The organism is Arthrobacter glacialis (genome assembly GCF_002909445.1).
GTDB classification, from domain to species: domain Bacteria; phylum Actinomycetota; class Actinomycetes; order Actinomycetales; family Micrococcaceae; genus Specibacter; species Specibacter glacialis.
The window spans coordinates 94,783-115,038 of sequence record NZ_PPXC01000004.1; the positions used below are offsets into that span (position 1 = coordinate 94,783).

Here is a 20,256-nt window from a genome sequence, read left to right on the forward strand (position 1 = left end):
GCAACACAGGTAGTGGAAATGACGGCTGACGAAACTTACCGGCGGCGGAGTTGGCCCCCACCAAGGTGAAGGCCAACTCTGCTGCTTAAATCTCGTTAGACGCGACGGCGCTTGGGCGGACGGCAGCCGTTGTGGGCGCTGGGGGTGACATCCGAGATGGAGCCAACCTCAAGTCCAGCAGCCTGCAGCGAACGGATAGCCGTTTCGCGGCCCGAGCCCGGACCCTTTACGAAAACGTCAACCTTGCGAAGGCCATGCTCCTGTGCGCGCTTGGCAGCTGCTTCAGCAGCCATCTGTGCAGCGTACGGAGTTGACTTACGCGAGCCCTTGAAGCCAACTTCACCGGCAGAAGCCCATGAGATGACTGCACCGTTCGGATCCGTGATGGAAACGATGGTGTTGTTAAAGGTGCTCTTGATGTGCGCCTGGCCCAGCGCAATATTCTTTTTATCCTTGCGACGCGGCTTACGAACCGCTCCACGAGTCTTTGGGGGCATTATATTCTCCTACGAAAGTTTTTTAAGGGCGGTGGACACTGAGGCCCACGCTAGCCGGGTTCCTAAGGAAATTGCGGAGCAATTCTTAGGGAGGTAGTGGTGACTACCTGCCGGCCTTCTTCTTGCCTGCGACGGTGCGCTTCGGACCCTTGCGGGTACGTGCGTTGGTCTTCGTGCGCTGGCCATGCACAGGCATGCCGCGACGGTGACGGATACCCTGGTAGCTACCGATTTCAACCTTGCGGCGGATATCAGCTGCAACCTCGCGACGAAGGTCACCCTCAACCTTGTAGTTACCCTCGATGTTGTCGCGCAACTGAACGAGCTCAGCATCGGACAAGTCCTTGACACGGACATCCGGGGAAATCCCGGTCTCTGCCAAGACTTTTTTTGCACGGGTCTTACCGACGCCGTAAATGTATGTAAGCGCTACTTCCAACCGCTTTTCGCGGGGAAGGTCTACGCCAGCGAGACGTGCCATATTTGGCTGCTCCTTGTGTAAACCGGAGGTCGTAGACAGTACACCCGCATATTATCTAAATGCGGCCCTGGCCTCCGACCAGGGGTCCATTGAACGGTTGCGGATTGCTCCGCCTTCGTCCAACCTTGTGCTGCCTTATATATGTACTTGCATGAGCAGATGCTCAGGGATTTCCTCAAAAGAGGAAATTAGCCCTGGCGCTGCTTGTGGCGCGGGTTCTCGCAGATCACCATGACTCGACCGTTACGGCGAATCACCTTGCACTTATCGCAGATCTGCTTGACGCTCGGCTTAACCTTCATGGCATTCCTTTGCGTGATTGCAGTTGTGGTTATTTGTAGCGGTAGACGATACGACCACGTGTCAGATCGTAAGGGCTCAGCTCCACCACAACTCGGTCCTCAGGAAGGATACGAATGTAGTGCTGGCGCATTTTTCCTGAGATATGGGCAAGAACGATGTGCTTGTTCGTCAACTCAACGCGAAACATCGCGTTGGGAAGCGCTTCAGTCACAACGCCCTCGATCTCAATGACCCCATCTTTCTTGGCCATATCCTCCGCTAACTTTGTTGCGCCGACACAGTCTTCTCCTGTTGGGGAAGAATGTCATCGGCATTCGATTTGCTACTGATTACTGTTCGTCCGATTGCACACCGCAAATGGGCAGGCACAGACAACCAACAACCTACTCTAGTGCAAATTGGCAAATAAGTTAAATTGAGCTATTGAGCGCCTGCTCCGGCGGGTACGGATTCAGCCTACCGGCGGGTGTTTCCACAGCATTGGCGCTGCGCACACCGTCGTCAATGGCCAGACGCACCGCCTCCGCTGCAGCACTTTGCAGCTCAATGAGGGCCGCCACCGGGATGTCCGGATGGGGAACCAGAATTTCCGCGCACGTGGCCAGCGCAAAGATGGTATCGCCGTCGGCCAGTGTGTGCACAGGGTTCAGTGCGCGCGCCATGCCTGCGTGGGCGGCCGTGGCCGTTCGCTTGGCCTCGGCAACGGTCAGTGTCGCATTGGTGGCGACCACCACCAATGTGGTGTTGAGCCCCTCCCCCGCGGTCGGCGGCACCGTCCCGGGGAGCCAGGGAATGCCCGCGGCGTTCACCACAGCCACGGCGCCAACCACAATGTGGGCGTTCTGCCCCGTCAGCGACACCGAAGCAGTTCCCAGCCCGCCCTTGAAGGCGCCGGCGCCGATGGCCGCTCCCGTACCGGCGCCCACGTTCCCGCGTTCGACGACGGCCCGCTCGGCGGTGCTGGCGGCGTCCAGTGCCGCCTCGTAGCCCATGTCGGCGTTGGGCCGGGCGGAGAAGTTGCCGCCGCGGCCAAGGTCAAAGATCGCGGCTGCGGGCACAATGGGGACCACGCCGCCGGGGACCCGAAAGCCCCTGCCATTTTCTTCACACCAGCGCTGCACACCGCCTGCGGCAGCCAGCCCATAGGCGCTGCCGCCCGTGAGAACCACTGCATCAACGGTGGAAACCATGGTGGTGGGATCCAGTGCATCCGTTTCGTGGGTTCCCGGGCCGCCACCACGGACATCGACGGATCCTATGGTTCCTGGCGGCGGCAGGACCACGCTGACGCCGCTCAGCCAGCCGTTGCCGATGCGCTGCGAGTGACCTAGCTGAATGCCCGGCACGTCCGTGATGGCTCCGTGGCCTTTCCCTGCTGCTGCGCTCATGTGCCGTTCCTTGCCTGAGTGGTCCGCGCCGTGCATGGCCCGACTCCCTTCAACGATTATGTCCGGGGTCCGGCGCCCAAAGAGCAACTAACCCGCAGAAATCGCCGAAAAATCCGTCAAAAACGCATATTTTCGTCGATTTCTGCGGGCCAGTTGTCAGGGCAGGAACGAACAACCCTAGAGGTAGGGCAAGACGTTCTCTTCGTACGACTTCGTGATGGACGTCGCTGCCGTGGCGAAGGCTTCGGCCGGATCACCCTTTTGCAACATGATCTTTTCCAGTGCCGTGGTCAGGTCCTTGTCGCCGTTGGGGACAAACACACGGCCCCAGTCTTGGACGCGGGTGCCCGCCAGTTGGTCCACGGCCGTGCGGAACTGCGGTGTCTTGGCGTAGACGGCCTTCATGGTCTCGCCTTCCAGGGCCGAGGTGCGCACGGGCATGTAGCCGGTGTTGGAGGAGAAGTAGGCGGTGTTCTCCGCATTCGTCAGGAATTTCAGGAACATGCCGGCAGCCAGCTGCTGCTCCGGTGTCTTGTCTGCGGGGATGGCCAGGCCGGTGCCGCCCGTGGGGCAGGCGGGGCCCTTGGCACCCTCGGGCAGGAAGCCGGTTCCGACGTCGAACTTGGAGGAGGCGAGGATGCCGCTCAGCGACCCCGTGGAGGCGATGGTGCAGCCGGTGAGGCCCGCCCCGAAGTCGGCCACCTGATCCTTGGCTGTGACGGCAGCGCTCTTATTGTCGTAGATAATTGTCTGCAGGTACTTGGCAGCTTCGAGCGCCTCCGGCGTATCCAGGGTCATGGCCCAGTCCTTGGAATAGGCGCCTCCTGCACCCCACAACATGTTGCAGAACCACCAGGCGCTCCATGAGGTGCCCTTGCCCAGGCCCAAGGGGGTTATCTCGGTGGTGGCCTGGATCTTGGGCGCCCACTCATCGAATTCTGCCCACGTCTTTGGTGCACGGTCGGGCAGGCCGGCCTTCTCCCACACGGCCTTGTTGTAGTAGAACAGCGGCGTGGAGCGGGCATAGGGAACAGCCCAGTGTGACGCGGAGAATTCGTAGTCGCCATACAGCGTGCTGTTGAAGTCTTCGGTGTCGAACTCCAGGTGCTTGGCCAGCTGGTCCAGCGGCAGGATCTGGCCGTTGATCATGTAGCGGAACCACCAGACGTCGCTGGCGATGACTAGATCCGGTACATTGCTGGAGCCCGACGCGGCCTGGAACTTCTGGGCAACCTCGTCATAGTTGGCACCAGCGGTCACCAGGTTGACCTTTATGCCGCTCTCGGCCGTGAAACGCTTGATGATCTCCGATTCAATGTCCTTTGAGGTGCCAGGGTGGTTGGACCACCACGTGATCTCCTTGGCGGGGGTCACGGAGGCCCAGTCGGTGGCCGTCTCGGTGGCAGCACCGCCGGCTTGGCCGACGGCGGGTCCCCCACAGGCTGCCAATGCTGCCGAACCACCCACGAGGGCGGCTAGTTGGAGCAGCTGTCGGCGGTTCAGGTTTGCAAACGGTGAAGCTGTCATTCTTGTTCTCCTTGAAATCGTTGCCACCCGGAAAAGGGAAGGCATGTGCATGGCATAGGTGAAATTGCGGGCAGGGCGGTGCAGTTGGCAAGCATGGTTGGGCCTTAGCCGGTCACGGCACCGGAGGTGAGGCCTGTGACGATCCGGCGCTGCAGCAAGAAGAAGACGATGAGCACGGGAACCGTGATGAGCACAGTTCCGGCCATGAGCACACCCCAGTTCGTGACGCCGTCGTTGTTTTGCAAGAGGGTCAGACCCACGGGAAGTGTCATCATTTCCGCCTTGTCCACCACCAGCAGCGGCCAAAGGTATTCGTTCCATTCGGACACGATTGAAACCAGGGCCACCGCCGCGATGGTGGGTGCGGAGATCGGCACCACAAAACGCCACAGGCGGGTCCAGTGGCTGGCGCCGTCGAGCGCGGCGGCTTCGAGGATGGAGACCGGCAGGGTCAGGAAGTGCTGGCGGAACAAGAAGGTGCCAAAGGCGCTGGCGAGCCCGGGCAGGATCAGGCCTTGGTAGGTGTTGATCCAGCCAAGGTCGGAGATCAGGGTGTAGTTGGGGATGATGACGATCTGTTGCGGAACCAGAAGCGCAAAGACCACCAGTCCGAACACAAACTTCTTGAACGGGAATTCCAGAAACACCACGGCGTAGGCGGTGGTCAGGCCCAAGGTGATCTTGAGGGTGGCGCCTACAACGGTGGTAATCAATGAGTTGATGAAAAAGTTGCCAAAGGGAACGGCGGCCAGCGCACCGACATAGTTGGACAGGGCAAAAGACTCCGGCACCCATTGGATGGGAACCGTATAGATTTCGTCGCGTTGCTTGAAGCTGGCAAGCAGCATCCATACCAACGGCAGCACCATTGCGGCAACGGCAAGCAACATCAGGAGGTAGCCGCCGATCCGGGGCCGTCCTTTCCTTGGCGGCTGTTGTGCCCGCTTCCCTGCGCCCTCGCCGTCGGTCCACGGCAGCATGTCTTCGCGCGGCACAGGGGATTTCCTTCTCACATCGAGGCTCATCAGTAGTGGACCTTCTTTTGGATAAACAACATTTGCACGGCCGTGACAACCAGCAGGACAAAGAACAAGACGGTGGCGATCGCCGAGGAGTACCCGGCCCTGCCGGTGGCAAATCCTTCCTGGTAGATCTGATACATCATGGTGGTGGTGCCTTCCAGCGGCCCGCCCTTGGTCATGGCCTGGATGATGTCAAAGGACTGCAGGGAACTGAGCAAGGTGGTGACAGAGAGGAAGAATGTGGTGGGCCCCAGCAGCGGCAGCACCACGTTGCGGAAATTGGCGAAGGGCCCGGCCCCGTCCAGCGTTGCCGCTTCAATGAGGTCCTTGGGCACGGCCTGCAGGGCGGCGAGGTAAATCAAGGCCACATAGCCGACGTTTTTCCACAGGTACACGACGATGATCATGGGCAGCGCCCACGCCGGATCGTTGTACCAGTCCGGCGAACCCAGCCCGACGGACTTCAGCACGGCGCCGAGAACACCAAAGTTCGGGTCAAAGACAAACAGCCAGAGAAGTCCGACGGCGACCCCGGACAAGACATACGGCGCAACGACTACCGTGCGGGCCATGCCCGTCCCCCGGAGTTTTCTGTTGAGCAGGAGCGCCAGGGAAAGGCCCAGGACCATGCCGCCCACAACAGTGACCAGTGTGAAGATGACTGTCACCCGCACCACGTTGGCGGTTGCGGGATCCGTGAACCAATTGACGTAGTTGTCCAGCCCGATGAAGCGGGCGGTGGCCGAGCCGATGTTCCATTGCAACAGCGAGTATTGCAAGGACTGCACCAGCGGCTTGTAGGTAAAGATGACTAGCAGGGCCACGTTGGGGCCGGCAAAGAGCAGGAACAGCAGCCACGATTTCCATGGCGTGCGGCGCTTGCGCTGCACCACCGGGTTCTGGTCTTGCTCCCCCGGGGTGGGCCGTGGCATGGCGTCTGCAACGGTTGCTAGCTGTGTCACCCGGTCAACGCCCTGCCATGGCGGGGGTGTCCAGGACGGCAGCTCGATCTCCGCGGATCAGTTCTGGATCGTCGGTGCAGATGCCGTCAGCACCCATGTCCAACAATTCCTGGGCCCGGAGAGGGTCGTTGATGGTCCATGCCCAACCTTGCAGGCCGGCACTGTGAATCAGCTCGATGTCGTCCCGGTCCAGTCCAGCTTCCCAGATGGACACACCTTCACCGCCGTGGAGAAGTGCGAATTCAATGGCGGACGCCAGGTCTCTGCCCGCAAATTCTTCCTTGCCGACGCCCTCTGGGAGGAGCGCCGCAATCTTGTCAAAACTGCCCACACACAGCGGATAAACCTTGGCTCCCGGAGACTTGCGGACCAATTCGGCCAGCGCGTTCCAGTCTGCCGAAGAAGCAAACCAGTCAAGTCCCGGCACCCCGGAAACAACCTCGGCAACCGGGCCGGCCGACAAGGAGTCCTTGAGCTCGATGTTTACCCGCAACTTGCCGGCAGCCAGGTTGAGGACTTGTGCCAGGGTGGGCACGAACTGCCCAGCACCGGCGTCGAGCAGGCCAAGTTGATGCGCCGTGAAGTCAGTGATGTTTCCGGTGCCGTTGGTAGTGCGGTCGGCCGTGTCGTCATGGATCACTACGGGGATCCCGTCTGCGGACAGGTGCACGTCCAATTCAATGCCGTCAATACCAAGTTCAATGGCCCGGGAAAAGGCAGCCAGGGTGTTTTCCGGAAGATGCGCTGAAACGCCTCGGTGGGCATAGATGGACATGGATTTGCACTCCTGCAGTTTGTGGTCTGAGGGGCAGCCTTCGCTGGATTGGCGCGGGCCCCTTCGGCTTCATTGACCAAGCTACGGAGTGCAATATCAATTCCGGTGGCGCCAAGGTGGACTGCAGACAAACTAAGCCCAAATTGTTTCGTCAAACAAAAGTAACCCGCAGTAGTGGTCGAAAACTCACGAAAATCGTTGATTTTTCGACCACTACTGCGGGTCAGTTTGGAGGGGTGGCTGGAGGCGTTAGTCCAGCGGGACGGGGGTGACGCCCCACTGTGCCAGGCGCTCTGCTCCGCCGTCGGCGGCCGTCAGAACCCAAATGCCCTTGTTATGCACGGCAACTGAGTGTTCCCAGTGCGCAGCGCGGGCCTTGTCCGTGGTGACAACTGTCCAGTCGTCTTCGAGGGTCAGCGTTTCCAGTCCCCCACGCACCAGCATGGGTTCCAGCGCCAGGCACATGCCGGGCTTGAGCTTCGGGCCGCGGTGCTTGGACGCGTAGTTCAACACATCCGGTGCCATGTGCATGGCTGAGCCGATGCCGTGGCCCACATAGTCTTCCAAGATGCCGAGTTCTTTGCCGGGCTGGGAGGTGACGTATTCGTCAATGGCATCGCCAATGTCGCCAACGTACTTGGCACTGGCCATGGCCGCGATACCGCGCCACATGGCTTCCTCCGTAATGTCGCTCAGGCGGCGATCCGCGGGATCCTCGGCGCTGGGACCACCCACGATGGTTGTTCTGGCCGAGTCTGAGTGCCAGCCCTCCACAATGGCGCCACCATCAATGGAGATGATGTCGCCAGCTTCCAACACCCGGGCGCCTGGAATGCCGTGAACCACTTCTTCATTCACCGAAGTGCAGATGGAGGCGGGGAAGCCGTGGTAGCCCAGGAAGTTGGAGGTGGCTCCAGCCTTCTTCAGTTCCGCCGCGAAGATGGCATCCAGTTCGCCTGTGGTGACACCCGGCGCAACGGCTGCAATGGTGGTGTTGAGTGCACCATCAAGGATTAGCCCGCTGCGGCGCATGATGCGCATTTGGTCGATGGTCTTGTATTCAATTCTTTGCTGGCCAAACACCATGAAAGAACCCTTTCGCTAAAACGATTGAGGGCTCCTCCCCGTAAAGCGGGAAGGAGCCCTCCTTCACAACCCGGCACCAGAGAGGTGCCGTTGACAATACATTTTTCTGCTTAGACGTTTTTGATGGCGTCCATGATGCGCTCAGTAACTTCGTCCATGGGACCCAGTCCGTCAACCTTGGCCAAAATGCCGCGCTCCGCATAGCGGGACACTACAACCTCAGTCTGTTCACGGTAAAGATCCAGGCGGTGCCGGATGACTTTTTCATTGTCGTCGGTGCGTCCGGTTTCCAGTGCCCGTCCCAGCAGACGCTTGACGAGTTCCTCGTCGTCGGCCGTCAGCTGGACCACAACATCAAGATTCACACCGGCCGCGGCCAGAATGTCATCGAGTTCGTCCACCTGGGGCGAGGTGCGGGGGTAGCCATCCAACAAGAAGCCCTGCGCAACATCGCTCTGGGCGAGCCGATCGCGCACCATCCGGTTGGTCACGCTGTCCGGAACAAAGTCACCGTTGTCGATGTACTTCTTTGCTTCCAGACCCAAGGGAGTTTCGCCCTTGACGTTGGCGCGGAAGATGTCGCCTGTGGAGATGGCAACAATGCCCAGCTCCGAACAGATCCGGTCAGCCTGTGTGCCTTTGCCTGAACCGGGAGGCCCAATGATCAGCATTCTTGTCATCGCAATAACCCTTCATAGTGGCGCTGCTGGAGCTGCGCATCAATCTGCTTGACAGTCTCCAACCCAACACCCACCACGATCAGAATAGACGTGCCACCGAACGGGAAGTTCTGGTTAGCCCCAATCATGACCAAGGCGATGAGAGGGATCAGAGCAACAATTGCCAAGTAGAGCGCACCCGGCAATGTGATGCGCGAGATTACGTACTGCAGGTAGTCCTGGGTAGGACGCCCTGCACGAATACCGGGGATGAATCCGCCGTACTTCTTCATGTTGTCGGAGACCTCTTCGGGGTTGAAGGTGATCGCGACGTAGAAGTAAGTGAAGCCGATGGTCAACAGGAAGTACAGCGCCATGTAGATCGGGTGATCTCCACGTGTGAGGTAGTTGTTGATCCATTCAACCCAGCCCGGAATTTCAGAGCCGTCTGCCGGTGTGGCAAACTGTGCCAGCAAAGCCGGCAGGTACAGCATCGAGGAGGCAAAGATCACCGGGATAACACCGGCCATGTTGACCTTGATGGGGATGTAGGTGCTGGTGCCGCCCATGGTGCGGCGTCCCACCATACGCTTGGCGTACTGGACGGGAATGCGTCGCTGCGACTGCTCAACAAAGATAACCAAGGCCATGACCAGCAGGCCAACGACCATGACGATCAGGAAGGTGCCCCAGCCCTGGGTCTTCAGGATGGCGCCCAAGGAGGTGGGGAACATTGCTGCGATGGCAACGAAGATCAGCAAGGACATGCCGTTGCCGACACCCTTTTCGGTGACGAGCTCGCCCATCCACATGATCAAGCCGGAACCGGCTGTCAGGGTGATGATGAGCAACAAGATGGTGATCAGGTTGTCGTTGGGGATCAACGCGCCAGGTGTTCCTGCAGCGCCACAGCCAGCAAAGAGCTGGCCCGAGCGTGCAAGGGTGATCAGGGTGGTGGCATTGAGCAGACCCAAGGCGATAGTCAGGTAGCGCGTGTACTGAGTCATCTTCGCCTGGCCCTGGGCACCTTCAAGGTGCAGTTCCTGGAAGCGGGGAATGACCACACGCAACAGCTGAACAATAATGCTCGCGGTGATGTAGGGCATGATTCCCAAAGCGAAAATGGAAACCTGAAGCAAGGCGCCGCCGCTGAACAAGTTAACCAGCTGGTAGATACCCTGGCTTGTGTCAGCAGCATTCACGCACTGTTGGACATTTCGGTAATCAATTCCAGGCGAGGGGATAAAAGCGCCCAAGCGGAAGATGGCAAGAATTCCCAGCGTGAACAACAACTTGCGTCGCAGATCAGGCGTGCGAAAGGCGCGGCCAAATGCGGTAAGCAAGCGTCCTCCTGATGTGTAGTAATGGAGTTGACTTCTCGAATGAAGCCCAAGGAAAGATTCTAGTGGGTGATCTGGCTCGCATTGAAACTGTGACGGTACAGCAGACCCATAAGGCGCGGCCAAACCAACACGGAATCCATAAAACGAAAGACCCCTGGTGAGCGGAACATGAGCTCCGCTCACCAAGAGTCTAATCGTTAGATGTGCGCATTTGTGAACTATTTACAGTTCGGTGGTGGTTCCACCTGCAGCAGCGATCTTTGTAACAGCGCTGGAGGAGAACGCGTGGGCGGTGATATCAACCTTGACGGTGATTTCGCCGGTGCCCAGCACCTTGACGGGCTGGTTCTTGCGAACGGCACCCTTCTCAACCAATGTTGCAACGGTGACAACGCCACCTTCGGGGAAGAGCTCGTTCAGCTTGTCCAGGTTTACAACCTGGAACTCGACGCGGAACGGGTTCTTGAAGCCACGCAGCTTCGGCAAACGCATGTGCAGCGGCAACTGGCCGCCGGCAAAGCCAGCCTTAACCTGGTAGCGAGCCTTGGTACCCTTGGTACCGCGACCTGCAGTCTTACCCTTGGATCCTTCACCACGGCCAACACGGGTTTTAGCCGTCTTGGCGCCGGGTGCGGGACGCAGGTGGTGGACCTTGAGCGCATTCTGCTTCTCAGCAGTTTCTACAGTCTTGTCAGTAGCCACTTTACTTAGTCTCCTCAACCTTGATCAGGTGCGGAACCGTGTTGACCATGCCAGCAGTCACTGCGTCAGCTGAGCGAACAACGGTGTGACCGATGCGCTTCAGACCCAATGAGCGAAGGGTGTCCTTCTGGTTCTGCTTGGCGCCAACGAGGCCCCTGATCTGAGTGATTTCCAGCTTTGCGTCGGAAACCTGAATGTTCTTCGGTGTAGTCATTACAGACCTGCCTTTTGCATGTTGCGCAAGAGAATGGCCGGAGCAACCTCGTCCAAGGGCAAGCCGCGGCGAGCCGCAACAGCCTTGGGGTCTTCCAGGCCCTTCAATGCAGCAACAGTTGCGTGAACAATGTTGATGGCGTTTGAGGAACCAAGTGACTTGGACAGCACGTCGTGGATGCCAACGCATTCCAAGATGGCGCGGACCGGGCCACCGGCAATAACACCGGTACCAGCAGCAGCCGGGCGCAGCATGACGACGCCAGCGGCGGCCTCACCCTGTACGCGGTGCGGGATGGTCTTGCCGATCATCGGAACGCGGAAGAAGGACTTCTTGGCTTCTTCAACGCCCTTGGCGATGGCCGCGGGAACTTCCTTGGCCTTGCCGTAGCCGACGCCAACCATACCGTTGCCGTCACCGACGATTACCAGAGCGGTGAAGCTGAAGCGACGACCACCCTTGACAACCTTGGCAACGCGGTTGATGTTGACAACGCGCTCGATGAACTGGCTCTTCTCAGCTTCCTTGCCACCGTCGCGACCGCGGCCACGGCCACCGTCGCGACCGCCTTCGCGGCCTCCACGAGCGCCGTCGCGACCGCCACGGCCACGAGCGCCATCGGCGCCTGCAGCTGTCTCAGTCTTCGCAGCAGCACCGTCAGTTGCAGTTGCTTCTGACACAGTGTTCTCCTTGTTAATGTTTTCGGTCACAGTGCCAGACCGCCTTCACGTGCGCCGTCAGCAACAGCTGCAACACGACCGTGGTAACGGTTACCGCCACGGTCGAAGACAACAGCTTCGATACCGGCAGCCTTGGCACGCTCAGCAATGAGCTCACCAATGCGCTTGGCCTTGGCGGTCTTGTCACCGTCGAAGGCACGCAGGTCAGCTTCAAGGGTCGATGCCGAAACCAGGGTCAGACCCTGAGTGTCATCGATGACCTGAACGAACATGTGACGAGCAGAGCGGTTGACCACCAGACGCGGACGTACAGTGGAGCCACTGACGCGCTTGCGCACGCGCAGGTGGCGACGACCGCGTGCAGCGGCCTTGGACTTTCCTCTTATGGATAGTGCCATGGTTACTTACCAGCCTTTCCGACTTTACGGCGGATGATTTCGCCGGCGTAGCGAACGCCCTTACCCTTGTACGGGTCGGGCTTGCGCAGCTTGCGGATGTTGGCAGCAACTTCGCCCACTTGCTGCTTGTCAATGCCTGACACGGAGAGCTTAGTGGGGCTCTCAACAGTCAGTGTGATGCCTTCGGGTGCCTCAATGACAACCGGGTGGCTGAAGCCCAGAGCGAACTCCAGGTTCTGGCCCTTGGCAACAACGCGGTAACCGGTACCAACAATTTCCAGCTTCTTCTCGTAGCCTGCAGTGACACCGATGATCAGGTTGTCAATGAGGGTGCGAGTCAAACCGTGGAGTGAACGCGAAGCGCGCTCATCGTTGGGGCGGCTAACGGTTACGGTGTTCTCTTCGAGTGCAACCGTGATGGGGCTGGCAACAGTGTGTGACAGCGATCCCTTCGGGCCCTTGACGGAAACCAGGTTATCTTCAACCTTGACCTCGACGCCGGCAGGCACGGAGATGGGGAGACGTCCAATACGTGACATAAGTTCTTTCCCTTCTCTCTCTACTACCAGACGTAGGCGAGGACTTCCCCACCCACGCCCTTCTTGGCAGCCTGACGGTCGGTCAAAAGACCGGAAGACGTCGACAGGATGGCGACACCCAACCCACCCAACACGTTGGGGAGGTTTGTGGACTTTGCGTAAACGCGCAGGCCGGGCTTGGAGATACGGCGCAAGCCAGCGATTGAACGCTCACGTGCGGGGCCGTACTTCAGGTCGATGGTCATCTTCTTGCCAACTTCGGCGTCTTCAACCTTCCAGGCAGCAATGTAACCCTGCGCCTTGAGGATGTCGGCGATGTGGCCTTTGAGCTTGCTAAACGGCATGGACACGGTGTCGTGGTGTGCCGAGTTTGCGTTGCGCAGACGCGTAAGCATGTCTGCGACAGGATCTGTCATTGTCATTTGGGCGCTTGCCCTTCCTCGTAACGGTTTCCTTCGCGGCGATTAGAAGCGGCGGCAAAAAATGCCAACCCTTCATACCCGCAGAACGGACCTTTTACGTAGATTATTTATCTTCGGATTTAAACGGGAAGCCAAGCGCCTTAAGCAGCGCGCGGCCTTCGTCATCGGTCTTGGCTGTGGTCACGACGGTGATGTCCATACCGCGGGGGCGGTCAATGGAATCCTGGTCGATCTCGTGGAACATAACCTGTTCGGTCAAACCGAAGGTGTAGTTTCCGTTGCCGTCAAACTGCTTGCCACTGAGGCCGCGGAAGTCGCGGATACGGGGCAGTGCAAGTGTGACCAAACGGTCCAGGAATTCCCACATGCGATCTCCACGCAGGGTAGCGTGGCAACCGATCGGCATGCCTTCGCGCAGCTTGAACTGTGCGATCGACTTGCGAGCCTTAGTTACCTGAGGCTTCTGACCGGTGATGGCGGTGAGGTCGCGAACGGCGTGGTCAATGAGCTTGGAGTCCTTAGCGGCATCTCCAACACCCATGTTGACAACAACCTTGACCAGGCGCGGAACCTGGTTGATGTTCGCGTACTTGAATTCCTCGACCAAAGCCGGCTTGATCTCCGCTGCGTAGCGGGTCTTCAAGCGGGGGATGATCGTGGGAGTGTTCTCTGCAACTACCGAGCTCATGGCAGGTCCTTCCCCGAGGTCTTGGCAACGCGGATACGTACTTGACGTTCGCGGCCATCGCGCTCAACGGTTTCGATGCGGTAGCCAACGCGAGTCGGCTTCTTCGTGGACGGGTCCACTACGGCAACGTTGGAGATATGAATGGGTGCCTCGACGCTCTCGATGCCACCAGTGTTGGTGCCACGTTCGGTCTGACCGGCCTTGGTGTGCTTGGTGACACGGTTAATACCCTCAACCAACACGCGGTTGGTCTCGGTGTATACCTTCAGGACTTTGCCCTGCTTGCCACGGTCGCCGCCACGCTCAGCCTTGGCGCCTGTGATGACCTGAACCAGGTCACCCTTTTTGATTTTTGCCATGAGTTACAGCACCTCCGGAGCCAACGAGATGATCTTCATGAACTTCTTGTCACGAAGTTCACGGCCAACCGGGCCGAAGATACGGGTACCGCGGGGGTCCCCGTCAGCTTTGAGAATGACAGCTGCATTCTCATCGAACTTGATGTAGGAACCATCCGCACGGCGGCGTTCCTTCTTGGTACGAACGATGACAGCCTTGACGACGTCACCCTTCTTTACGTTACCGCCGGGGATTGCATCCTTGACGGTTGCGACAATGGTGTCGCCAATGCCTGCGTAGCGGCGCCCAGATCCACCGAGAACGCGGATTGTCAAGATTTCCTTGGCACCCGTGTTGTCGGCGACCTTAAGCCGCGACTCCTGCTGAATCACTAGTGTCTCCTGTTCGTCGCGCCGGTTCTTGGCCATAAACCATCTATGGATAAGCCTTGCGGAACGTATTGTTCGGGATGTCTCTTGACGTGCCTGGATTTTGCCAAAACACGCCTAAATACCTCATGCCAACTGCACTTTCCGTACCGATGCATGGATAAATCCACGGATCGAACGGCAGTTTGTAGGGGCACGAGCATTTACGAGGTATTTGCGCACCTGACATGCCTGCCGAAAACGGCGGCACAGAAAAGGCGCAGCAATAAATAATCCTAGCACGACGGCGGAACCTCACGGTACGCTGCCAGCCCACCAAAGGCGTTACCTCCCCCACACTCCCCGCACCTTCGCTGAGTCAAGGTTCCGAGCCCGCGGCGGGGCTGGTGTTCTCGTAGGCTGCGTCAGGGAGACCAGAGGCCGCCCGCGGCCGAAGGTCGGAGAGCAGCCGAGAGAATGCCGGCTTCGCCGCCGGGCCAGCCGCCAAGGTCTCAGCCGCCGTCGAGCATTGGGGGTTAAACGACGTTGGGCCCGCCGCCACAAGTGGCAACGGGCCCAACGTTTTAGTAATCAACCACGCACAAGTGCGTGAGTTAAGTTACTTAGCCTTCTCTACGATCTCAACCAGGCGGAAACGCTTGGTTGCGGAGAGCGGGCGGGTCTCGGAGATGATGACCAGGTCGCCGATGCCGGCGCTGTTCTCTTCATCGTGAGCCTTGATCTTCTTGTTGCGACGCAGAACCTTGCCGTACAAGGCGTGCTTCACCCGGTCTTCGACCTCTACAACGATGGTCTTTTCCATCTTGTTGGAGACGACGTAGCCGCGAAGCTTCTTACGCTCGTTGCGGACAACTGCATCCGCGCCTTCTTCAATGTTGTTTACAGAATCGCTCACTTGGCGTCCTCCTCAGATGTTTCAGCCTTCTTGGAGGCCTTTTTGGCTTCCTTGTCAGCCTTCTTGGAGGCCTTCTCCACGGGTGCAGCAGCAACCACGTCCGGGCGAATGCCCAGCTCGCGCTCACGCATGACTGTGTAGATACGGGCGATGTCGCGCTTTACAACGCGCAAACGACCGTGGCTTTCCAGCTGTCCTGTAGCGGACTGGAAACGCAGGTTGAACAGTTCTTCCTTAGCCTTACGAAGTTCTTCGACAAGACGTGCGTTATCGAATCCGTCAAGCTGTGCAGGGGCAAGTTCCTTAGAACCAACTGACATCTCTACTCACCACCTTCGCGACGCACAATGCGCGCTTTCAACGGCAGCTTGTGGATTGCCAGGCGCAATGCCTCGCGTGCTACCTCTTCTGATACACCGGAGAGTTCAAAGAGAACGCGTCCGGGCTTGACATTCGCAATCCACCACTCGGGCGAACCCTTACCGGAACCCATGCGGGTTTCGGCAGGCTTCTTCGTCAAGGGACGGTCGGGGTAGATGTTGATCCACACCTTACCGCCACGCTTGATGTGACGAGTCATGGCGATACGAGCGGACTCGATCTGACGGTTGGTTACATATGCAGGCGTGAGAGCCTGAATGCCCCACTCACCAAATGAAACCACGGTGCCGCCAGTAGCCTGACCGGAACGACCCGGGTGGTGCTGCTTACGGTGCTTTACTCGACGTGGGATAAGCATTTAAGCCTGTCCTCCTTCTACTGCCGGAGCTGCAACCTCTGCAGCTACAGGAGCCTCAACCGCGGCAGCTGCCTCGGTGCGCTCAGGACGGTCGTTACGACGACGGTCGCCACCGGCACGGGGGCCGCGGGTTCCGCGGTCATCGCCGTCACGACGCGGGCCACGGCCACGAGCAGGAGCAGCGGCTGCCTGAGCAGCCAGTTCCTTGCTGGTGACATCGCCCTTGTAGATCCAGACCTTGACACCAATGCGGCCGAACACGGTCTTGGCTTCGAAGAAGCCGTAATCGATGTTGGCACGCAGGGTGTGCAGGGGCACACGACCTTCGCGGTAGAACTCGGTGCGGGACATTTCAGCGCCACCCAAGCGACCGGCACAAGCGACACGGATGCCCTTGACGCTGCCAGTGCGCTGTGCGGACTGCATTGCCTTCTTCATCGCGCGGCGGAAAGCCACACGTGAAGTCAGCTGCTCTGCGATGCCCTGGGCAACGAGCTGAGCGTCTGCTTCCGGGTTCTTGACTTCCAGGATGTTCAGCTGAACCTGCTTGCCGGTGAGCTTTTCGAGCTCGCCGCGGATGCGGTCTGCTTCTGCTCCACGACGACCGATAACAATACCGGGGCGTGCGGTGTGGATATCCACACGTACACGGTCACGGGTGCGCTCGATCTCAACCTTGGAAATACCGGCACGATCCATGCCCGTGGACATGAGTGCACGGATCTGGATGTCTTCTTTAACGAAGTCCTTGTAACGCTGGCCGGGCTTGTTGCTGTCCGCGAACCAATGTGAACGGTGGTCCGTGGTGATACCGAGTCGGAACCCGTGCGGGTTTACTTTCTGTCCCACTTAGCGAGCCTCCTCTTTCACGGGGGTAGCGACAACCACTGTGACGTGGCTGGTGCGCTTCTTGATCTCAAACGCACGACCCTGAGCACGCGGTTGGAACCGCTTCATGGTCGGGCCCTCGTCAACGAAGATCTCGCTGATGTAAAGATCATTTTCGTTGAACGCGATGCTGTCGCGGTCAGCCAGAACGCGGGCGTTAGCCACTGCGGACTGGACTACCTTGAATACCGGCTCCGAAGCTGCCTGGGGGGCAAACTTCAAAATCGCCAATGCCTCATTCGCCTGCTTGCCACGAATCAGGTTGACGACGCGCCGGGCCTTCATAGGCGTAACGCGCAGATGACGCGCACTTGCCTTGGCTTCCATTGCTATCTCTCTCTCGTCTTGCCGTAAAGTCAAGCGCCTTAGCGGCGCTTGCCCTTACGGTCGTCCTTGACATGGCCGCGGAATGTCCGCGTGGCGGCGAATTCGCCGAGCTTGTGCCCGACCATCGACTCAGTTACAAACACGGGGATGTGCTTGCGACCATCGTGTACAGCGATCGTGTGACCGAGCATGTCCGGGATGATCATCGATCGGCGGGACCAGGTCTTAATAACGTTCTTGGTGCCCTTTTCGTTTTCCCTAGCTACCTTTACAAAGAGGTGCTGGTCAACGAAGGGACCCTTTTTCAGGCTACGTGGCATGTCTGCCGGCTCCTATCGCTTGTTCTTGCCAGTACGGCGGCGACGAACAATCAGCTTGTCGCTCTCTTTGTTCGGACGGCGAGTACGGCCTTCACGCTTACCGTTCGGGTTGACCGGGTGTCGTCCACCGGAGGTCTTACCTTCACCACCACCATGCGGGTGATCAACAGGGTTCATAGCAACACCACGAACTGTCGGGCGTACGCCCTTCCAGCGCATACGGCCAGCCTTACCCCAGTTGATGTTGGACTGCTCAGCGTTGCCGACCTCGCCGATGGTTGCGCGGCAGCGCACATCAACGTTGCGGATTTCGCCGGAGGGCAGACGCAACTGTGCGAAGCGGCCTTCCTTGGCGACGAGCTGAACAGACGCACCAGCGGAACGAGCCATCTTGGCACCGCCACCGGGACGCAGCTCCACAGCGTGGATAACAGTACCCACAGGGATGTTGCGCAACGGGAGGTTGTTGCCAGGCTTGATGTCAGCTTCGGGGCCGGCTTCTACGAAGTCGCCCTGCTTGAGCTTGTTCGGGGCGATGATGTAACGCTTGGTGCCATCAACGTAGTGCAGGAGGGCAATGCGTGCGGTGCGGTTGGGATCGTATTCGATCTCAGCAACGCGAGCGTTAACGCCATCCTTGTCGTGACGACGGAAGTCGATCAAGCGGTACTGGCGCTTGTGGCCACCACCCTTGTGACGTGTCGTGATACGACCGGTGTTATTGCGGCCACCCTTTTTGGGCAGGGGACGGACCAGAGACTTCTCCGGCGTCGACCGCGTGATTTCACTGAAGTCGGCAACGCTCGAGCCGCGACGGCCCGGGGTTGTCGGCTTGTATTTACGGATTCCCATAGTATATTTCCTCGTTAAAGTGGTCTCCGCTTATGAAAGCGGACCGCCGAAGATGTCGATCGTGCCTTCGCGAAGGGAGACAATGGCGCGCTTGGTGCCCTTGCGCTGTCCCCATCCGAACTTGGTGCGCTTGCGCTTACCAACACGATTGATGGTGTTGATCGTGTCGACCTTGACGGAGAAAATTTTCTCCACGGCCAGCTTGATCTCGGTCTTGTTCGAGCGGGGGTCAACCAAGAAGGTGTACTTACCTTCGTCGATCAAGCCGTAGCTCTTTTCCGAAACGACGGGTGCAAGCACTACGTCGCGCGGATCCTTGATGGTGACGGCGCTCACTTGGCGTCCTCCTCAATCGTCTGGGCAGCTTCGCCACCGGCGGGAACAAAGCCTGCGGCCTTGGCTTCCTCAACGGTTGCGAACCAAACCTCGGCCACAGTGGCGTCATACCAGCGTGAACCAGGCACGTGGTACTTCATGGAGTCCTTGTTGCCCTTGATGGTGCCTTCGGCATCATCGGCATCTTCGGAAACCAGGTCTTCAACCAACAGCATGCTGGAAGCGAAAGCTTCTGCAGCGGCACGGCCGGAAACGAAGACTTCGTATGCAGCCTGTGTGAAGACGATGTCATCAGAAACGAGCACGTCGTAGGTGTTGAGCTGGTCAACATACAGAACGTGGAGGTTGGTGATGTTACGTACGCTCAAAGCGGCAACGTCGTTGGCGCGCTCAATAACAACCAAGAGGTTCTTACGTGAGGAAACGCCGGCAAGGGTGGCCATGGCAGCCTTGGTGGAAGGCTTGGAGCCTGCAAACAATTCAGCAATAACGTGGATACGGCCGTTGCGTGCCCTGTCAGAGAGAGCACCGCGCAGTGCAGCAGCCTTCATCTTCTTGGGGGTGCGCTGGCTGTAGTCGCGGGGTGTGGGTCCGTGGACAACACCACCACCAGTCATGTGAGGGGCGCGGATGGAACCCTGACGGGCGCGGCCGGTACCCTTCTGTGCGTGCGGCTTACGGCCTGCACCGGATACTTCGGCGCGGGTCTTGGTCTTGTGAGTACCCTGACGGGCGGCAGCAAGCTGAGCTACGACAACCTGGTGCAACAAGGGCACGTTGGTCTGAACGTCGAAGATGTCAGCAGGCAGATCTACTTTGACAGTAGTCATTTACTTATGCTCCCTTCACGGCGGTGCGTACCAGGACGACCGAGCCGCGGGCGCCGGGGACGGCACCCTTGATCAGCAGTAGCGACTTCTCGGCGTCAACGCCGTGAACCGTGAGGTTCATGGTCGTTACGCGCTCGGCACCCATACGGCCTGCCATCTTCATACCCTTGAAAACGCGGCCGGGGGTGGACGCGCCACCGATGGAACCGGGCTTACGGTGGTTCTTGTGAGCACCGTGAGAGGCCGGGGCGCCATGGAAGCCGTGACGCTTCATAACACCGGCGAAGCCCTTACCCTTTGAAGTACCGACGACGTCGACCTTCTGGCCGGCTTCGAAGATCTCAACGGAGAGCTCCTGGCCGAGGGTGTAAGTGTCAGCGTCTGCAGTGCGCAGCTCGACGACGTGGCGACGAGGCGTGACGCCTGCCTTTTCGAAGTGACCAGCCAAGGGCTTGGTTACCTTACGAGGATCGATCTGGCCGTAGCCGATCTGGATCGCTACATAGCCATCTACCTCTGCGTTGCGCAGCTGGGTGATGACGTTGGAGTCGGCCTGGACGACGGTTACGGGAACAAGCAAGTTGTTCTCGTCCCAGACCTGGGTCATGCCGAGCTTCGTGCCCAGGATGCCCTTAGTGTTTCGGGTCGCGGTCAT

General features: G+C 59.0%; 31 protein-coding genes. All 31 read right to left on the reverse strand.

Annotated features, from left to right (window positions below):
* Positions 1–95 precede the first annotated feature (95 nt).
* The 31 genes from rpsK to rplC all read right to left on the reverse strand — a co-directional run bounded on the left by rpsK (position 96) and on the right by rplC (position 20,256).
* The gene (gene rpsK, locus CVS27_RS06020) at positions 96–497 is read right to left on the reverse strand and encodes a 30S ribosomal protein S11 (protein WP_038464649.1); all 402 of its coding nucleotides are present in this window, start codon (positions 495–497) and stop codon (positions 96–98) included.
* Positions 498–600: 103 nt separating this feature from the next.
* Complete coding sequence (gene rpsM, locus CVS27_RS06025) at positions 601–978, reverse strand: 30S ribosomal protein S13 (RefSeq protein WP_103464846.1); 378 nt, start codon at positions 976–978, stop codon at positions 601–603.
* A gap of 188 nt (positions 979–1,166) precedes the next feature.
* A complete protein-coding gene (rpmJ, locus tag CVS27_RS06030; RefSeq protein ID WP_011775570.1) occupies positions 1,167–1,280 on the reverse strand; it encodes a 50S ribosomal protein L36 in 114 nt (37 codons plus the stop codon).
* 29 nt (positions 1,281–1,309) lie between these two features.
* Complete coding sequence (infA, locus tag CVS27_RS06035; RefSeq protein WP_009358723.1) at positions 1,310–1,531, reverse strand: translation initiation factor IF-1; 222 nt, start codon at positions 1,529–1,531, stop codon at positions 1,310–1,312.
* A gap of 160 nt (positions 1,532–1,691) precedes the next feature.
* Entirely contained in the window at positions 1,692–2,669 is a 978-nt protein-coding gene (locus tag CVS27_RS06040) for a P1 family peptidase (RefSeq protein WP_103465082.1), read from the reverse strand.
* A 177-nt stretch (positions 2,670–2,846) separates the two neighbouring features.
* A complete protein-coding gene (locus CVS27_RS06045) occupies positions 2,847–4,196 on the reverse strand; it encodes an ABC transporter substrate-binding protein (RefSeq protein ID WP_103464847.1) in 1,350 nt (449 codons plus the stop codon).
* A 104-nt stretch (positions 4,197–4,300) separates the two neighbouring features.
* Positions 4,301–5,221 carry a carbohydrate ABC transporter permease gene (locus CVS27_RS06050; RefSeq protein WP_103464848.1) on the reverse strand — a complete coding sequence of 307 codons (921 nt, stop codon included), beginning with the start codon at positions 5,219–5,221 and terminating at the stop codon, positions 4,301–4,303.
* Positions 5,221–6,150, reverse strand: coding sequence for a carbohydrate ABC transporter permease (locus CVS27_RS06055; RefSeq protein ID WP_103465083.1), 930 nt, complete (start codon positions 6,148–6,150; stop codon positions 5,221–5,223). The genes CVS27_RS06050 and CVS27_RS06055 overlap by 1 nt, the downstream gene beginning before the upstream one ends.
* A gap of 34 nt (positions 6,151–6,184) precedes the next feature.
* Entirely contained in the window at positions 6,185–6,955 is a 771-nt protein-coding gene (locus tag CVS27_RS06060) for a glycerophosphodiester phosphodiesterase (RefSeq protein WP_103464849.1), read from the reverse strand.
* A gap of 249 nt (positions 6,956–7,204) precedes the next feature.
* Entirely contained in the window at positions 7,205–8,041 is an 837-nt protein-coding gene (map, locus tag CVS27_RS06065; RefSeq protein WP_103464850.1) for a type I methionyl aminopeptidase, read from the reverse strand.
* Positions 8,042–8,151: 110 nt separating this feature from the next.
* Positions 8,152–8,712, reverse strand: coding sequence for an adenylate kinase (locus tag CVS27_RS06070; RefSeq protein ID WP_207767467.1), 561 nt, complete (start codon positions 8,710–8,712; stop codon positions 8,152–8,154).
* A 5-nt stretch (positions 8,713–8,717) separates the two neighbouring features.
* Positions 8,718–10,043, reverse strand: coding sequence for a preprotein translocase subunit SecY (secY, locus tag CVS27_RS06075; protein ID WP_103464852.1), 1,326 nt, complete (start codon positions 10,041–10,043; stop codon positions 8,718–8,720).
* 222 nt (positions 10,044–10,265) lie between these two features.
* Positions 10,266–10,745: a 50S ribosomal protein L15 gene (gene rplO / locus CVS27_RS06080; protein WP_103464853.1), complete on the reverse strand. Its 480-nt coding sequence runs from the start codon at positions 10,743–10,745 to the stop codon at positions 10,266–10,268.
* Between the two features lies 1 nt (position 10,746).
* Positions 10,747–10,959: a 50S ribosomal protein L30 gene (gene rpmD / locus CVS27_RS06085; protein WP_103464854.1), complete on the reverse strand. Its 213-nt coding sequence runs from the start codon at positions 10,957–10,959 to the stop codon at positions 10,747–10,749.
* Positions 10,959–11,669 (reverse strand): 30S ribosomal protein S5, encoded by a 711-nt coding sequence (rpsE, locus tag CVS27_RS06090; RefSeq protein ID WP_103464855.1) that lies wholly within the window; start codon positions 11,667–11,669, stop codon positions 10,959–10,961. The genes rpmD and rpsE overlap by 1 nt, the downstream gene beginning before the upstream one ends.
* Positions 11,666–12,037, reverse strand: coding sequence for a 50S ribosomal protein L18 (rplR, locus tag CVS27_RS06095; RefSeq protein ID WP_103464856.1), 372 nt, complete (start codon positions 12,035–12,037; stop codon positions 11,666–11,668). The genes rpsE and rplR overlap by 4 nt, the downstream gene beginning before the upstream one ends.
* A 2-nt stretch (positions 12,038–12,039) precedes the next feature.
* Positions 12,040–12,576 carry a 50S ribosomal protein L6 gene (gene rplF / locus CVS27_RS06100; RefSeq protein WP_103464857.1) on the reverse strand — a complete coding sequence of 179 codons (537 nt, stop codon included), beginning with the start codon at positions 12,574–12,576 and terminating at the stop codon, positions 12,040–12,042.
* Positions 12,577–12,599: 23 nt separating this feature from the next.
* Positions 12,600–12,998 carry a 30S ribosomal protein S8 gene (rpsH, locus tag CVS27_RS06105; RefSeq protein WP_103464858.1) on the reverse strand — a complete coding sequence of 133 codons (399 nt, stop codon included), beginning with the start codon at positions 12,996–12,998 and terminating at the stop codon, positions 12,600–12,602.
* Between the two features lie 103 nt (positions 12,999–13,101).
* Entirely contained in the window at positions 13,102–13,686 is a 585-nt protein-coding gene (gene rplE, locus CVS27_RS06110) for a 50S ribosomal protein L5 (RefSeq protein ID WP_103464859.1), read from the reverse strand.
* Complete coding sequence (rplX, locus tag CVS27_RS06115; RefSeq protein WP_103464860.1) at positions 13,683–14,045, reverse strand: 50S ribosomal protein L24; 363 nt, start codon at positions 14,043–14,045, stop codon at positions 13,683–13,685. The genes rplE and rplX overlap by 4 nt, the downstream gene beginning before the upstream one ends.
* Before the next feature lie 3 nt (positions 14,046–14,048).
* Positions 14,049–14,417 carry a 50S ribosomal protein L14 gene (gene rplN, locus CVS27_RS06120; RefSeq protein WP_062286641.1) on the reverse strand — a complete coding sequence of 123 codons (369 nt, stop codon included), beginning with the start codon at positions 14,415–14,417 and terminating at the stop codon, positions 14,049–14,051.
* Between the two features lie 595 nt (positions 14,418–15,012).
* Complete coding sequence (gene rpsQ, locus CVS27_RS06125; protein WP_103464861.1) at positions 15,013–15,309, reverse strand: 30S ribosomal protein S17; 297 nt, start codon at positions 15,307–15,309, stop codon at positions 15,013–15,015.
* A complete protein-coding gene (rpmC, locus tag CVS27_RS06130) occupies positions 15,306–15,629 on the reverse strand; it encodes a 50S ribosomal protein L29 (RefSeq protein ID WP_103464862.1) in 324 nt (107 codons plus the stop codon). Before rpmC ends, rpsQ begins: the two co-directional genes overlap by 4 nt.
* Before the next feature lie 2 nt (positions 15,630–15,631).
* A complete protein-coding gene (gene rplP, locus CVS27_RS06135; protein ID WP_062286639.1) occupies positions 15,632–16,048 on the reverse strand; it encodes a 50S ribosomal protein L16 in 417 nt (138 codons plus the stop codon).
* The gene (rpsC, locus tag CVS27_RS06140; RefSeq protein ID WP_103464863.1) at positions 16,049–16,897 is read right to left on the reverse strand and encodes a 30S ribosomal protein S3; all 849 of its coding nucleotides are present in this window, start codon (positions 16,895–16,897) and stop codon (positions 16,049–16,051) included.
* Entirely contained in the window at positions 16,898–17,263 is a 366-nt protein-coding gene (gene rplV / locus CVS27_RS06145; protein WP_062286637.1) for a 50S ribosomal protein L22, read from the reverse strand.
* A gap of 38 nt (positions 17,264–17,301) precedes the next feature.
* On the reverse strand, positions 17,302–17,583 hold the full coding sequence (gene rpsS, locus CVS27_RS06150) for a 30S ribosomal protein S19 (RefSeq protein WP_062007556.1): 282 nt from the start codon (positions 17,581–17,583) through the stop codon (positions 17,302–17,304).
* A 12-nt stretch (positions 17,584–17,595) separates the two neighbouring features.
* Positions 17,596–18,435 carry a 50S ribosomal protein L2 gene (gene rplB, locus CVS27_RS06155; protein WP_103464864.1) on the reverse strand — a complete coding sequence of 280 codons (840 nt, stop codon included), beginning with the start codon at positions 18,433–18,435 and terminating at the stop codon, positions 17,596–17,598.
* Between the two features lie 30 nt (positions 18,436–18,465).
* Positions 18,466–18,771 carry a 50S ribosomal protein L23 gene (rplW, locus tag CVS27_RS06160; RefSeq protein ID WP_103464865.1) on the reverse strand — a complete coding sequence of 102 codons (306 nt, stop codon included), beginning with the start codon at positions 18,769–18,771 and terminating at the stop codon, positions 18,466–18,468.
* The gene (gene rplD / locus CVS27_RS06165; RefSeq protein WP_103464866.1) at positions 18,768–19,601 is read right to left on the reverse strand and encodes a 50S ribosomal protein L4, sunset domain variant; all 834 of its coding nucleotides are present in this window, start codon (positions 19,599–19,601) and stop codon (positions 18,768–18,770) included. Before rplD ends, rplW begins: the two co-directional genes overlap by 4 nt.
* Before the next feature lie 4 nt (positions 19,602–19,605).
* Positions 19,606–20,256 (reverse strand): 50S ribosomal protein L3, encoded by a 651-nt coding sequence (rplC, locus tag CVS27_RS06170; protein WP_103464867.1) that lies wholly within the window; start codon positions 20,254–20,256, stop codon positions 19,606–19,608.